The organism is Roseateles sp. (assembly GCF_965262435.1).
Lineage (GTDB): Bacteria > Pseudomonadota > Gammaproteobacteria > Burkholderiales > Burkholderiaceae_C > Paucibacter_A.
Window position 1 is genome coordinate 3,105,757 of record NZ_OZ253537.1, and the last position, 14,093, is coordinate 3,119,849.

The window sequence follows — 14,093 nt, forward strand, 5'->3', positions numbered from 1 at the left end:
GGGCTCATTTGTTCAGCAACATGCGGCCCGCGGCGCCGTCGAGGGCGTCCTTGGGCGACTGCAGGCCATTGGTGATGGCTTCCAGTGCGGCGTCCATGGCGGTCCAGAAGCGGCCGACTTCGGGGATGTTGGGGATGGCTTCGCCAAGGCGGGCGTTCTCCATGCTGGCGCGGATCAGCGGGTTGACCGCCAGTTCCGCATAAAACGCTTTGTTGGCCGGCACGCCGATAGGCACATCGGCATCGAGCACCTTGAGCGCCTCGGGCCGCATCAGGTGGTTCTCGATGAACTCACGGGCCAGGTCTTTCTGGCGCGAGGGCGCGGCAATCATGCAGCCCAGAACGCCGACAAAGGGCTTGGAATACTGGCCGGCCTTCACGCCGGGAATCGGCGCCACGCCGAAATCGATCTTGGCCCGGCGTGCGTTGTCCCAGGCCCAGGGGCCGGAGATCATCATGGCCACCTCGCCGCGGGCAAAGCCACTTTCCATCTCGGCGTAGCGGGCGCCCTTGGGCATCTGGCCTTCGCGCAGCAGGCGGGCGATCATCTCGGCGCCGGCCAGGGCGCCGGCATTGTTGACGCCGACCTTGCTGCTGTCGAATTCACCTTGGGCATCGCGGCCAAAGATTTGCCCGCCCGCGCCGCCCAGCAGCGACCAGCTGAAAAAGCTCTTGTTGTAGTCCCAGAGGATGGCGTGCTTGCGGCCGCCGGATTCGGCCTGCAGGCGCTTGTCCAGGGCGATCACCTCGTCGAAGCTCTTGGGCGGTGTCGGCACCAGGGCCTTGTTGTAGATCAGGCCGGTGGTTTCGATGGCGATCGGATAGCCCCAGAGCTTGCCCTGGTAGGCGAAGGCCTTCCAGGCGCTGTCTTCCACCTCGTCGTAGAGCTTTTTGCCCGGGCGCAGCGGGGTCAGCAGGCCCGATTTGGCCCATTCGCCGACCCGGTCATGCGGCCAGCAGAACACATCGGGGCCCTTGCCGGCGCCGGCGGCTTGCTGGAACTTGTCGGTGGCGTCCACCGGGTGCTCGACCACGACCTTGACGCCGGAGGCCTTCTCGAAGGCGTCGCCGACTTTTTGCAGGCCGTTGTAGGCCTTGTCGCCATTGATCCAGACCAGCAGCTTGTGGTTCTTGGCCGCCAGCGCAGGCTGGCTGGCCAGCAAAGCAGCGGTCAGCAGCAAGAGTTTCGGGGCGCGCGTGTTGCTCATGTCGGCGATCCGCTCAGGCGTTGGAAGGCCTGGCCCTGGGCATCGAAGAGATAGCAGGCCTCGGGCGGCAGGCCCAGGCGGATGTCCTGGCCCGATTTGATGCGGGTGCGTCCGTCGAATTCACAGGTCAGCGCGTCCTCGACACCGGGGTAGGCGCAGTAGGCGTGGGTGGCGCTGCCCAGTGATTCGACAAAGGTGACGGTGGACTGGATTGCGTTGTCCTCAGCGCCGACCACAAAGTGCTCGGGTCGCAGACCCAGCGTCAGTTTGTCACCGGCTTGGGCGCGGGAGGCGTCGACGGTGGCGAGGATTTGGGTGCCGGAGGCGAGGCGGACCAGGGCTTCGGAATTGGTCCCCCGGACCAGTTCAGCCTCCAGGAAGTTCATCTTGGGCGAGCCGATGAAGCCGGCGACGAAGAGATTGCGCGGGTGTTCGTAGAGCTCCAGCGGCGTGCCCACCTGTTCGATCTTGCCGGCCGAGAGCACGACGATGCGGTCGGCCAGGGTCATGGCCTCCACCTGGTCGTGGGTCACGTAGACCATGGTGGTCTTGAGGTCCTCGTGCAGCTTGGCGAACTCGTAGCGCATGCGCACGCGCAGGGCGGCGTCGAGGTTGGACAGGGGCTCGTCGAACAGGAAGACCTCGGGCTTGCGCACGATGGCGCGGCCGATGGCCACGCGCTGGCGTTGGCCGCCGCTTAAGTCCTTGGGCTTGCGGTCCAGCAGGTGCTCGATGTGCAGGATGCGCGCGGCGTTCTTGACGGCGGCGTCGATCTCGGCCGGCGGCACCTTGGCCAGCTTGAGGCCGAAGGCCATGTTGTCGTAGAGATTCATATGCGGGTAGAGCGCATAACTCTGGAACACCATGGCAATGCCGCGCTCGGCCGGCGGCACCTCGTTGACCAAGCGGCCACCGATGCGCAGCTCGCCGCCGGTGATCTCTTCCAGGCCGGCGATGGTGCGCAGCAGGGTCGATTTGCCGCAACCCGAGGGGCCGACAAAGACCATGAATTCGCCGTCGCGGATCTCCAGATCAATGCCGTGCAGGATCTTGATGCTGCCGTAGGCCTTGCTCACGCCGCTGAGTTGAACGTCCGCCACTTGCTGTCTCCAGGGCGCGGCGAGGTGGCCGCGCTTGTGTGTCTTCTGCTTGTGTGTTCCTGGCTGGCAAAAGCTTGCCGCCCCAGGCTTGATTTGTAGACAATATACAGCTTCAAAACTTCTTGAACAACAGCGGTAACCCGATTGAATCAAGATCAAAACAAGTAAAAACAACGACTTGCGGAGATCATCGGGATAACCCGATGTAGTGAAACTACACAAAACTACGGGCGTCGGCGATACTTTTGTCAGCACTGCATCGCCCGCACATCGCGGCCTGCGATGTGGCTGCCTTGCATTCTTGCCCTGCCGCCCCTGTGGCGCACTGATGAACACCCGAACACCCATTTGGCCGCAGGCTTCGTTTGCGTCCTTTCAACCGATCGCCGTCATGCCTCAGCCCACCACTCTTGTTTCGCCCTCGCTGACCTCGCTTGCGAAAGCCGTGCCCATGAACGACTCTGCCTCCAGCGCCCTGACTTCCTCGGCCTCCCCCGAGCTGAGCGCCGCCTTTGCCGCCGCCTACCGGGAGGCGCAGCGCCAGAACCTGGGTCAAAGCTCGGCGTCTCTGGCCTTGCGTACGGCCGCCACGGCCTGCCGCCAGGTCTTGGCCGAGCGCTGGGCCCAGACTCAAGCGCAGGATGCGCAACGCCCGGTCGCTGGCGAGGCCGTGCGCCGCGTGCACTACCTGTCCATGGAGTTCCTGATGGGTCGCGCGCTGAGTAATGCCCTGGCCGCCCTGGGTCTGCAGGGTGATCTGCAAGCGCTGCTGGCGGCCGAGGGCCTGAGCCTGGGTGAGGTGCTGGAGCGCGAGCCCGATGCGGCGCTCGGCAATGGCGGCCTGGGTCGTTTGGCCGCCTGCTTTCTTGACTCCTTTGCCGAGCTGGGCCTGCCGTCTTTCGGCTACGGCCTGCGTTACCAGTACGGCATGTTTGCCCAGGCCATCCAGGACGGCCGCCAGGTCGAGGCGCCGGACGACTGGATGCGCCTCGGCGCACCCTGGGAGGTGCGCCGCGAGCAGGTCCGCTACACGGTCGGCTTCGGCGGCCGGGTCGAGCTGGATGCCGGAGGCCAACGCCGCTGGCTGCCAGCCGAGCTGCTGGAGGCCCAGGCCTTTGACTTCATCGTGCCGGCCCACCACAGCGAGCGCGTGTCCACCCTGCGCCAGTGGCAGGCCAGCGCCGTGGCGCCGATCGACTTCAAGGCCTTCTGCCAGGGTGACTACGCCGCGTCCGCGCGCCACCGTGTCGCCGCCGATGCGCTGAACTGGGTGCTCTACCCGGATGACAGCAGCGAAGCCGGCCGCGAGCTGCGCCTCAAGCAAGAGGCTTTCCTGGTTAGCGCCTCCTTGCAGGACTTGCTGGCCCGGCACCTGGCCGAAGGCGCGCCCCTGCATGAGCTGGGCCGCTGCAATGCCATCCATCTGAACGACACCCATCCCGCGCTGGCGCCGGCCGAGCTGATGCGCCTGCTGCTGGACGAGCAGGGCCTGGGCTGGGACGAGGCCTGGGCCATCACCCGCCAGGCGGTCTCCTACACCAACCACACCTTGATGCCCGAGGCGCTGGAGACCTGGCCGGTGCGTATGTTCGAGGCCTTGCTGCCGCGCCACTTGGAGATCATTTACGAGATCAACCACCGCTTCCTGAGCGAGTTGCGCCAGCGCTTCCCCGGCGACGAGGCTTTGCTGGCCCGCGTCTCGCTGATCGACGAAGGCAGCCCCTTCGGCGGTGAGCGCCGCGTGCGCATGGCAGCCCTGTCCATCGTCGCCTCGCATCGCGTCAACGGCGTGGCGGCCCTGCATTCCGAGCTGATGGTGCAGACCATTTTTGCGGACTACGCGGCCATCTTCCCCGAGCGTTTCCACAACGTCACCAACGGCGTCACACCGCGCCGCTGGCTGCAGCAGGCCAACCCGGCGCTGTCCAGCTTGATCGATGGCCGCATCGGCACGGCCTGGCGCCAGGACCTGGCAGGCCTGGCCCAGCTGAAGCCGGCCGCCGATGACGCCGAATTCGGCCGTCAGTTCATGGCCGTCAAGCGCGCCAACAAGCAGCGCCTGGCCGAGCGGGTGCGCGCGGAGCTGGGCCTGGTGATCAGCCCGGACAGCCTCTTCGATGTGCAGATCAAGCGCATCCACGAGTACAAGCGCCAGCTGCTCAACATCCTGCATGTGATCGCGCGCTACCAGGCCATCATCGCCAACCCGCAAGCCAACTGGACCCCGCGCACGGTGCTGATCGCCGGCAAGGCCGCATCGGCCTATGTGGCGGCCAAGTCCATCATCCAGCTGGCCCATGATGTCGGCCGCGTGGTCAACAGCGACCCGCGTGTGGGCGACAAGCTCAAGCTCGTGTTCTTGCCCAATTACGGCGTGTCGCTGGCCGAGACCATCATCCCGGCGGCCGATCTGTCCGAGCAGATTTCCACCGCCGGCACCGAGGCTTCGGGCACCGGCAATATGAAGTTCGCCCTCAACGGCGCGCTGACCATTGGCACCTGGGATGGTGCCAATATCGAGATGGCCGAGGCCTTCGGCCCGGAGAACATGTTCTGCTTCGGCCTGCGCACCGAAGCCGTGGCGCAGATGAAGGCCCTGGGCTACGACCCGCGCCTTTTCGTCGAAGAAAACCGCCAGTTGGCCCAGGTGATGGAAGCCATCGCCAGCGGTGCCTTCAGCGGCGGCGACCGCGAGCGCTACCGCGCCCTGGTCGACAGCCTGCTGGGCCGCGATGTCTACATGCTGATGGCCGACTTCAAGGACTATGTGGCCACCCAGGCCCGCGTCGACGCCTTGTTTGCTCAGCCTGAGGCCTGGGCCCGCCAGGCGGTGCTCAATGTGGCCGGCATGGGCTGGTTCTCGGCCGACCGCACGATCACCGAGTACGTGGATCGCGTCTGGTCTTTGAAGAGCTTGGGTTAAACACCAGTCACCGCTCAGCCATGGCATTGATCTCCGCGCAAGACCTGACCCTGCTGGCCCGCGGTGAACACCCGCGGCCGCAGGAGTTGTTGGGTGCCCATGTCGGGCGCCTGGGTCGCAAGCACGGCGTGCGCTTTGCCGTCTGGGCGCCCAATGCCAGCCGGGTCAGCGTGGTCGGCAGCTTCAACAGCTGGGACGGCGAGGCCGATCCCCTCGTCAAGGACGAGGCCTCGGGCGTGTGGCAGGGCTTCGCCACGGTCGCGCGCGTGGGCGATCTCTACAAATTCGAGATTCATGACCGCGCGGGGCAACTGCTGCCGCTGAAGGCCGACCCCTTCGCGCGCGCCGCAGAGCTGCGCCCGGCCACGGCCAGCATCGTGGCGCCGGCTTTGCCGGTGCTCAAGACCCGGCCGCGCCTGAGCCCGGAGCGCGCGATGGCCAATGCGCGGCAGGCGCCGGTGGCCATCTACGAGGTCCATGCCGCTTCCTGGCGCCGTGGCACTGGAGCCTTCCCGAGCTGGGACGAGCTGGCTGAGCAGCTGCCGGCCTATGCCGCCAGCCTGGGTTTCACCCACATCGAGCTGATGCCCATCAGCGAGCATCCCTTCGATGGCAGCTGGGGCTACCAGACCCTGGGTCTGTTCGCGCCCAGCGCGCGCTTCGGCCCGCCCGAGGGTTTTGCCCGTTTTGTTGAGGCCTGCCATGCGCAGGGCCTGGGTCTGCTGCTGGACTGGGTGCCTGCGCATTTCCCCATGGACCCGCATGGCCTGGCGAAGTTCGACGGCACGGCGCTGTTTGAATACGCCGACCCGCGCGAAGGTTTCCACCGCGACTGGAACACCGCCATCTACAACTTCGGCCGCTACGAGGTGCGCCAGTTCCTGGCCGGCAATGCGCTCTACTGGATGGAGCGCTGGGGCGTGGACGGCCTGCGTGTCGATGCGGTGGCCTCCATGCTTTACCGTGACTACTCCCGCCCGGCGGGCGAGTGGCTGCCCAATGTGGACGGCGGGCGCGAGAACTTGGAGGCCATCAGCCTGTTCAAGCGCATCAATGAGCTGCTTGGCCAGGAGGCGCTCGGCGCCATCACCGTGGCCGAGGAGTCGACCAGCTTTCCCGGGGTCAGCGCACCGACCTATGCCGGAGGCCTGGGCTTCCACTACAAATGGAATATGGGCTGGATGAACGATTGCCTGCGCTATATGCAGGAAGATCCCATCCACCGCCGCTGGCACCACGACAAGCTGACCTTCGGCCTGGTCTATGCCTTCAGCGAGAACTTTGTGCTGCCGATCTCGCACGACGAGGTGGTGCATGGCAAGGGCTCCATGCTGGGCAAGATGCCTGGCGACGCCTGGCAGAAGTTCGCCAATCTGCGCGCCTTCTACGGCTTTATGTGGGGCCATCCGGGCAAGAAGCTGCTCTTCATGGGCCAGGAGTTCGCTCAAGCGAGCGAGTGGAACCATGACGCCGAGTTGCCCTGGCATCTCCTGGACGATGCGCAGGGCCACCATGCCGGCATGCAGCGCCTGGTGCGCGACCTGAACCTGCTCTACCGCCGCGAGCCGGCCCTGCACCAACTGGACTGCGAAGCCCGTGGTTTCGAGTGGCTGCAGGCCGAGGACCGCGAGCAGTCGGTGCTGGCCTGGGCGCGGCATGAAGAAAGTGAAGAGGGCGAGCGCCGAACGGTGCTGGTGGTCTGCAACTTCACGCCGGTGCCGCGGCCCGGCTATCGCCTAGCGCTGCCGCCGGCCCTTGCAGCAGGTGGCCCGTGGCGCGAACTGCTCAACACCGATTCTGCCCACTACGGCGGCAGCAATCTGGGCAATCTCGATGCCGGCTTGCAGGCCGAGGCCGATGGCAGCCTGCTGCTGACCTTGCCGCCGCTGTCGGTGCTGTTCCTGGGGCAGGAGAAGTCATGACGCTGGGTTTGAATCGACGCGAGGCCATGATGAAGACGGGGGCGGTCTTGAGCGGCGCGGTGCTCGGCTCTGCCGCGTCGGCCGAGCCGATTCAAGCAAGCCCTGCGGCCCAGGTTCAGCTGGGTCGGCTGGAACGTTGGGCGCCGTTCCCCTCGCGCGCCGTGCCGCCGCGCCCGGTGGAGGTCTGGCTGCCGCCCGGCTACGACGGCCGCCGCCCGCATGCTGTGCTGTATATGCACGACGGCCAGATGCTGTTCGACCCGCGCAGCACCTGGAACGGCCAGGCCTGGAAGGTCGACCAGGTGGCCGCGCCCCTGATCGCCGCTGGCCAGCTGCGCGACTTCATCGTCGTCGGCATCTGGAACCGGCCCGAGTTTCGCCACGCCGAGTTCTTTCCGCAGGCCTACGACCAGGCTTTGAAAGATTCGCCCACGGCCCAGCGCTACCGCGCCGAGCGCATCAAGCATCCGGTGATGTCGGATGCCTACTTGCGTTTCATCGTCGAGGAACTCAAGCCCGCCGTGGATGCGCGTTATGCCACCGCGCCCGGCCGCGAGTCCACCTTTCTGATGGGCGCCAGCATGGGTGGCATGATCAGCGTCTATGGTCTGTGCGAATACCCCCAGGTCTTTGGCGCCGCGGCCGCGCTGAGCACGCACTGGATCGGCAGCTTCGAGCGCAACCGAGAGATCCCCGCGGCCGCGCTGGCCTATCTGCGCCGCAAGCTGCCGCCACCGGGTCAGCTGCGCCTCTACATGGATCGCGGCACGGCGGATCTGGATGCACAGTACGACGAGGCACAGGCCCAGGTCGATGCGCTGATGGCCGAGCTGGGCCAACGCGCCCCGCAGCTGCAGTCGCGGGTGTTTGAAGGCCAAGGCCACAATGAGTTGGCTTGGTCTGCCCGCTTCGCCCAGCCCCTGAGTTTCTTACTGGGCGCCAGCGCCTGAGCTTGATGATGATGACGACGAGCACTGCATTCCGTTTGCCCGAGGTGTTGGAGCCCGGCCGCCACGAGCCCTTGGGCGCCGAGGTTCGCGATGGCGGCATCAACTTCGCCGTGTTCTCCGAGCATGCGCAGGCCATCGAGCTTTGCGTTTTCGATGCCGCCGGCCAGCGCGAGCTGCGCCGCTACCGCCTGCAAGGCCCGCAGGACGGCATCTTCCAGGGCTTTCTGCCCGGCCTGGGTGCCGGCCTGGTCTACGGTCTGCGTGCCCACGGCCCGTATCAGCCCGAGGCCGGCCATCGTTTCAATGCCCACAAGCTGCTGCTCGACCCCTATGCCCGCGAGATCGTCGGTCACTTTGGCTGGCATGCCGAGCACCATGGTTATGAGCTGGGCCATCCGGATGGCGCGAGGTCGTTTGACCGCCGCGACAACGCCGCCCAGGCGCTGAAAGCGCGCGTGCCCGCGCCGCTGGCCGGGCCCAGCCCGCGCCGCTCGGCGCCGCGCCACGCGCTGCAGGATGTGGTGCTCTACGAGGTCCATGTCAAAGGCTTCTCGCAGCAAATGGCCGAGATCCCGGCCGAGCTGCGTGGCAGCTATGCCGCCCTGGCGCATCCGGCGGCGATTGCGCATTTCAAGGCCTTGGGCGTGACGACCCTGTCCCTGCTGCCGGTGCATTACGCGCTGGACGAGCCGCATCTGGCCAGCACCGGCCTGCGCAACTATTGGGGCTACAACTCCCTGGGCTTTTTCGCGCCCGACCCCCGCCTGGCCCAGCCGGCCCACCGTGAAGACGCCAGCGCCGTGGTGGCCGAGTTCCGCGCCATGGTGCAGGCTTTGCACGAAGCGGGGCTGGAGGTGGTGCTGGACGTGGTCTACAACCACACGCCCGAGGGCAATGAGTTCGGCCCGACGATTTCCTTCCGTGGCCTCGATCACAAGAGCTACTACCGCCTGGTGGCCGAAGACCTGAGCCGCTGCGAGAACCACAGCGCCTGCGGCAACACCCTCAACACCGCGCACCCGCGCGTGGCGCAGCTGGTGCTCGATTCCCTGCGCTTCTGGGTGCAGGAGATGGGGGTGGATGGCTTCCGCTTCGACCTGGCCCCAGTGCTGGGCCGCACCCGCCATGGTTTCGATGGCAATGCGGCCTTCTTCATGGCTTTGCGCCAGGACCCGGTGCTGGCTGGTGTGCACCTGATCGCCGAGCCCTGGGATGCGGGTTATGACGGCTACCAGCTGGGCCGTTTTCCTGGCCGCTTTCTGGAGTGGAACGACAAGTTCCGCGATGCCGTGCGCGGCTACTGGCTGGGCGCCGGCGGAGCCGGTGGCACGGGCCGGGGCGAGTTCGCGCGCCGCTTCACCGCCTCCAGCGATGTCTTTCACCATGGCCAGCGTAGCCCCTTGGCCTCCGTCAACTTTGTGGCCTGCCACGACGGCTACACGCTCAACGATCTGGTCAGCTACTCGCGCAAGCACAACGAGGCCAATGGCGAGAACAACCGCGATGGCCGCGACGGCGAGCTCTGCGCCAACTTCGGCGTCGAAGGACCGAGCGAGGACCCGCTTGTGCGCCGCCGCCGTGAGCGCGCCCGCCGCGCCATGCTGGCCAGCTTGCTGCTGGCCCAGGGCACGCCTATGCTCAATGCCGGCGACGAGATCGCCAACAGCCAGGGCGGCAACAACAACGCCTACTGCCAGGACAACGCCCTGGGCTGGCTGGACTGGCCGCACGCCGACCGCAGCCTGGCGGCCTTTGTGGGCCGCCTCACCGCTTTGCGCCGTGCGCACCCGCTGCTGCGCCAGCCGCATTGGTTCGGTGAGGCTGGCGCGTCCTGTGCGGCCAGCCTGCGCTGGCTGAGCCCGCATGGCCATGCCATGCAAGTGCAAGACTGGCACCATGGCGGCGAACCGGCCTTTGCCGGCCTGCTGCAAGGCGAAGCTCAAGCGCCTTTGTCGTTGCTGCTGCTCTTCAACCCGGCTGATGCGCTGCAAGCCTTTGCCTTGCCGCCCGGTCGCTGGTGCCTGCTGCTGGACAGCAGCGGCGAGCTGGCCGAGCATGGCGAACATCTCAGTACGCTGGCGGCGCCGGCCTGCAGCCTGCTCTTGCTGAGCCAGGCGCCGGAAGCCCCTCTTTCCTGACTCTCTTCTTTTTTGTTTCCCTACGAGAACCCACCCCATGGACCTCACCCAACGCAGCGCCGGTGTGCTGCTGCACATCACCTCCTTGCCCGGCCCGCATGGCATGGGCGATTTCGGACCCGATGCGTATGCCTACGTCGACTGGCTGGCCAGCGCCGGCCAGCGGCTGTGGCAGCTGCTGCCGACCACGCCCATCGGCCCTGGCGATTCACCCTACCAAGGCGTGTCGGCCTTTGCCGGCTGCCCCTGGATGGTGGCCTTCGAGCCCCTGGTGGCCAAGGGCTGGCTGGCCGCACCGGAGCTGCCGGCGGGCGGTTTCGATGCTCACAAGGTTGATTACGGTCGTGTCCTGCCCTGGCGCGAGCAGCAGCTGCGCCTGGCGGCCCAGGGCTTCTTTGCCCGCGCCAGCGCCGAGGACCGCGCCGCTTTTGCCGCCTGGTGCGCAGCCCCGGCCCAGGCCGACTGGCTGGACGACTACGCGCTCTTCATGGCCATCCGCTCGCCGCTGAACGGCCAGGCCTGGTGGACCTGGGCGCCGGCCCTGGCGCGCCGCGAACCGGCCGCGCTGGCGCAGGCGCGCGAGAGCCATGCCGAGGAGTTCCGCTTCTGGCAGTTCGTGCAGTGGTGTTTCGACAGCCAGGTCAGTGCGCTCAAGGCCTACGCCAACAGCAAGGGCGTGCATCTGATGGGCGACCTGCCCATCTTCGTGGCGCACGACAGCGCCGATTGCTGGTCGCGCCCGGACCTGTACGAACTGGACGAACACTTCCAGACCGCGGTGGTCGCCGGCGTGCCGCCCGACGCCATGTCGGCCGAGGGCCAGCGTTGGGGCAACCCGCTCTACCGCTGGGACCGCATGGCCGCTGAAAACTACGCCTGGTGGACGGCGCGCGTGCGCCGCGCGCTGAGCCAGGCCGATGTCTTCCGCATCGACCATTTCCGTGGCTTTGCCGGCTACTACGAAATCCCCGGCGACAGCCCCGACGCCCGCCGCGGCGAGTGGAAAACCGGCCCCGGCCAGGCTTTGTTCGATGCCATCGCTGCGGCCCTGGGCCCGCTGCCCATCGTGGCCGAGGATCTGGGCTTCATCACCGAGGACGTCCATGCCCTGCGCGAGGGTTGCGGCTTCCCGGGCATGAAGATCCTGCAATTCGGTTTCGGCGGCGATGGCAGCCACGAGTTCCTGCCGCATATGTGGCCGTGCGAGACGGTGGCCTACACCGGCACCCACGACAACGACACGGTGCACGGTTGGTGGCGCAGCGCCTCGGCGCGCGAGCGCGCTTATGCGGGCGCCTACCTGCCTTGCAATGCTCAGGATGTGCACTGGGCCATGATCCGCGCCTGCTGCAACTCGGTCGCCAATATCGCCGTCTTCCCCATGCAGGACGTGCTGGGCCTGGGCAGCGAGCACCGCATGAATGTGCCCGGCGTGCTGGGTGGCAACTGGGCCTGGCGCTTCAGCTGGGACATGGTGGGCAGCGAGCCCGCCCGGGTTTTGGGCTTGATCACTGCGGCCAGCGGCCGTACTGCGGTGGACAAGCTGGGTTTGCCGGCGTGAACCTGTTGCAGGTCGGTGTCAAGGGTTCTTTCTGATTGCGCGCTTAACATTTCGTGACTAATTTCATGCCTGCTAGGGGTGGGCAGCCCGGCCTTGGGCTGTCATGCTGCGCTGCAACACGCTCGGGTGCTTCTGGTGCCCGGCTGTTTGCTGTCAACCCATCTATCTATGCGAGGTACTGCATGAAATTCAAAACCACGGCTGTCGCCGTCTTCGGTCTGCTGGCGGCCCTGTCCGCCCAGGCTGCAGAGGTCGACTACGGCGCTTTCAAGGTCAATTACGACGCCAGCACGGTCTTCGGTTCGCCGTCGCTGAGCTTCAGTTCCTCCGGCAATGTGGTGGGCTTTGGCTGGACCGTACCCACCGATGTCCAGGTGGTCAGCCTGGGTTCTTTGGTAACTGCCAGTTTCGACCTGCCTTCCTTCACCATCACCGCGAACAGCGGTTGGGCGTTGAGCGGCGGGGTCAATGGTTTCCTGGGCAATCTGGTCTACAACGAGCTCGGTGGCAGCACCGCAGCTTCGGTGACCGGTTCGGTGGTGGTGGACGGCTCGCCGGCTTTCCCCTTCGGCGGCGCCCTGGACAAAGTGGTGTTGAGCTCGACCGGTGGCCTGTCGACCGGCTACTACTCGGGTTCCTATTCGGCGCCGGTGGGTGCGTTCAACAGCTTCAGCTTCAGCGGTGGCAGCCTGTCCCTGCAGGCTTCGGGCGGTTTGTTCTCGTCCATCATCGGCCAGCCGCAGAACGAGCTGCGAGTCAGCCTGGTGGCGATGCCGGTACCTGAGCCGGAAACCTATGCCATGTTGCTGGCCGGCTTGGGCGTGATGGCCCTGCTGTTCAGCCGTCGTCGCCAGAACAGCTGAACCCATCAGACGCGATAACAGGTAGGAGCAGAGAAGGGGGCCGCAAGGCTCCCTTTTTTGTGGGCGATTGACGGCTGCTTCGGGCCCTGTTTCAGGCTTGTGCCAGGGCTGGCACCGAGATACGAAGCCATGCCGCAAACATACGATGGCGACATCGTTCTCCGGTGCGAGTGGTGTCCAGTTGCGGATGCTGCCGCACCACTTTTTTTGCAGCCATGAACACGACCGAAATTTTCCTGATCGCCATGCTCATCATCCTGAGCGTGCCCTACCTCGTATGGCGGCTGTTCAGGACCGACCATTTCGCGCCCCTGGTGGTGGTGCAGATCATTGCCGGCATCTTGCTGGGCCCCGGCGTGCTCGGTGCGGCATTTCCTGAGTACTACCAATTCGTCTTCAACCCGGCGGTGATCCAGTCGCTCAACGGCATTGCCTGGTGGGCGGTGATGCTGTTCGTCTGGATCGCCGGCATCGAGCTCGATCTCAAAGCCGCCTGGCAGCACCGGCGCGAGAGCGGCATCACGGCCGGCCTGGCGCTGGGCATGCCCTTGCTTTTCGGCTGCGGCGCGGCCCTGGTCATGCTGGCGGGCTCGGGCTGGATCGGCCCCAAGGCCCTGGACTGGCAGTTCGTGCTGGGCGTGGGCATGGCCTGTGCCGTGACGGCTCTGCCCATCCTGATCCTGCTGATGGAGAAAATGGACATCCTGCGCCAGCCCCTGGGCCAGCGCATCCTGCGCTACGCCAGCGTGGACGATGTGGCAATCTGGGGCGTGCTGGCCCTGATCCTGATGGACTGGCAGCGCGTCGGCAAGCAACTCGCCTTTGTGCTGGCCTTCATCGTCGTGGGCGCCTTGTTCCGCCGCCTGATGGCGCGCCTGAGCGCCAGCGACCGCTGGTTCGTCAGCCTGATCTGGCTGGCCTTGTGCGGCTTCGGGGCCGACTGGTCGGGCCTGCATTACATGGTCGGCGCCTTCCTGGCCGGCGCCATCATGGACGCCGATTGGTTCGATCAGCAGCAGCTCGACAGCCTGCGTCACCATGTGCTGCTGGTCATCATGCCGGTGTTCTTCCTGAGCACGGGCCTGCGCACCAACTGGGGCGTGGGCGGCAGCATGGTGTTCCTGGCGGCTGCTGGGCTTTTGCTCGCCTCGGTCGCGGGCAAGCTGATCGGCGTGCACATGGCCGGGCGCATCCTGCGCTGGCAGCCGGGTGAGGCCTCGCTGATCGGCTGGCTGCTGCAGACCAAGGCGCTGATCATGATCATCTTCGCCAACATCCTGCTGGACAAACAGATCATCACGCAGGAGAGCTTCACCGCCTTGCTGCTGATGGCGGTGGGCAGCACCATGCTGACCACGCCGGTGGTCAAGCCCAAGCTGGCGCGCATGGCGGCGCTGCTGGGGCGCAGCAGCTGAGGCCTTTGTGCCTC

Annotated in this window: 9 protein-coding genes; 7 read left to right on the top strand and 2 right to left on the bottom strand. The window is 66.3% G+C overall.

The features are described 5' to 3' along the window. Window positions 1-4 precede the first annotated feature (4 nt). Together malE and ACQY39_RS13430 are read right to left on the bottom strand one after the other, a co-directional pair. Complete coding sequence (gene malE / locus ACQY39_RS13425; RefSeq protein ID WP_428506986.1) at window positions 5-1,207, bottom strand: maltose/maltodextrin ABC transporter substrate-binding protein MalE; 1,203 nt, start codon at window positions 1,205-1,207, stop codon at window positions 5-7. Next, window positions 1,204-2,307 carry an ABC transporter ATP-binding protein gene (locus tag ACQY39_RS13430; RefSeq protein WP_428506988.1) on the bottom strand — a complete coding sequence of 368 codons (1,104 nt, stop codon included), beginning with the start codon at window positions 2,305-2,307 and terminating at the stop codon, window positions 1,204-1,206. Before ACQY39_RS13430 ends, malE begins: the two co-directional genes overlap by 4 nt. Before the next feature lie 451 nt (window positions 2,308-2,758). On the opposite strand from ACQY39_RS13430, the gene ACQY39_RS13435 reads away from it, so the two are divergent. The 7 genes from ACQY39_RS13435 (at window position 2,759) to ACQY39_RS13465 (ending at window position 14,079) form a co-directional block, all read left to right on the top strand. Further along, window positions 2,759-5,230, top strand: a complete 2,472-nt coding sequence (locus ACQY39_RS13435) for a glycogen/starch/alpha-glucan phosphorylase (RefSeq protein ID WP_428506990.1) — start codon at window positions 2,759-2,761, stop codon at window positions 5,228-5,230. Window positions 5,231-5,250: 20 nt separating this feature from the next. Continuing rightward, window positions 5,251-7,152, top strand: coding sequence for a 1,4-alpha-glucan branching protein GlgB (gene glgB / locus ACQY39_RS13440; protein ID WP_428506992.1), 1,902 nt, complete (start codon window positions 5,251-5,253; stop codon window positions 7,150-7,152). Next, window positions 7,149-8,102: an alpha/beta hydrolase gene (locus tag ACQY39_RS13445; protein ID WP_428506994.1), complete on the top strand. Its 954-nt coding sequence runs from the start codon at window positions 7,149-7,151 to the stop codon at window positions 8,100-8,102. The genes glgB and ACQY39_RS13445 overlap by 4 nt, the downstream gene beginning before the upstream one ends. A gap of 11 nt (window positions 8,103-8,113) precedes the next feature. After that, window positions 8,114-10,240, top strand: a complete 2,127-nt coding sequence (gene glgX / locus ACQY39_RS13450; protein WP_428506996.1) for a glycogen debranching protein GlgX — start codon at window positions 8,114-8,116, stop codon at window positions 10,238-10,240. A gap of 37 nt (window positions 10,241-10,277) precedes the next feature. Continuing rightward, window positions 10,278-11,801 carry a 4-alpha-glucanotransferase gene (malQ, locus tag ACQY39_RS13455; protein ID WP_428506998.1) on the top strand — a complete coding sequence of 508 codons (1,524 nt, stop codon included), beginning with the start codon at window positions 10,278-10,280 and terminating at the stop codon, window positions 11,799-11,801. A 182-nt stretch (window positions 11,802-11,983) separates the two neighbouring features. Beyond that, a complete protein-coding gene (locus tag ACQY39_RS13460) occupies window positions 11,984-12,664 on the top strand; it encodes a PEP-CTERM sorting domain-containing protein (protein ID WP_428507000.1) in 681 nt (226 codons plus the stop codon). 215 nt (window positions 12,665-12,879) lie between these two features. Then, window positions 12,880-14,079, top strand: coding sequence for a cation:proton antiporter (locus ACQY39_RS13465; protein WP_428507002.1), 1,200 nt, complete (start codon window positions 12,880-12,882; stop codon window positions 14,077-14,079). The last annotated feature ends 14 nt before the right edge of the window (window positions 14,080-14,093 follow it).

Excerpts from the sequence above, each read along its gene's own strand:
- malE (WP_428506986.1), bottom strand. The coding sequence starts at position 1,207 with ATGAGCAACACGCGCGCCCCGAAACTCTTGCTGCTGACCGCTGCTTTG.
- ACQY39_RS13435 (WP_428506990.1), top strand. The coding sequence starts at position 2,759 with ATGAACGACTCTGCCTCCAGCGCCCTGACTTCCTCGGCCTCCCCCGAG.
- glgB (WP_428506992.1), top strand. The coding sequence starts at position 5,251 with ATGGCATTGATCTCCGCGCAAGACCTGACCCTGCTGGCCCGCGGTGAA.
- ACQY39_RS13445 (WP_428506994.1), top strand. The coding sequence starts at position 7,149 with ATGACGCTGGGTTTGAATCGACGCGAGGCCATGATGAAGACGGGGGCG.
- glgX (WP_428506996.1), top strand. The coding sequence starts at position 8,114 with ATGACGACGAGCACTGCATTCCGTTTGCCCGAGGTGTTGGAGCCCGGC.
- malQ (WP_428506998.1), top strand. The coding sequence starts at position 10,278 with ATGGACCTCACCCAACGCAGCGCCGGTGTGCTGCTGCACATCACCTCC.
- ACQY39_RS13460 (WP_428507000.1), top strand. The coding sequence starts at position 11,984 with ATGAAATTCAAAACCACGGCTGTCGCCGTCTTCGGTCTGCTGGCGGCC.
- ACQY39_RS13465 (WP_428507002.1), top strand. The coding sequence starts at position 12,880 with ATGAACACGACCGAAATTTTCCTGATCGCCATGCTCATCATCCTGAGC.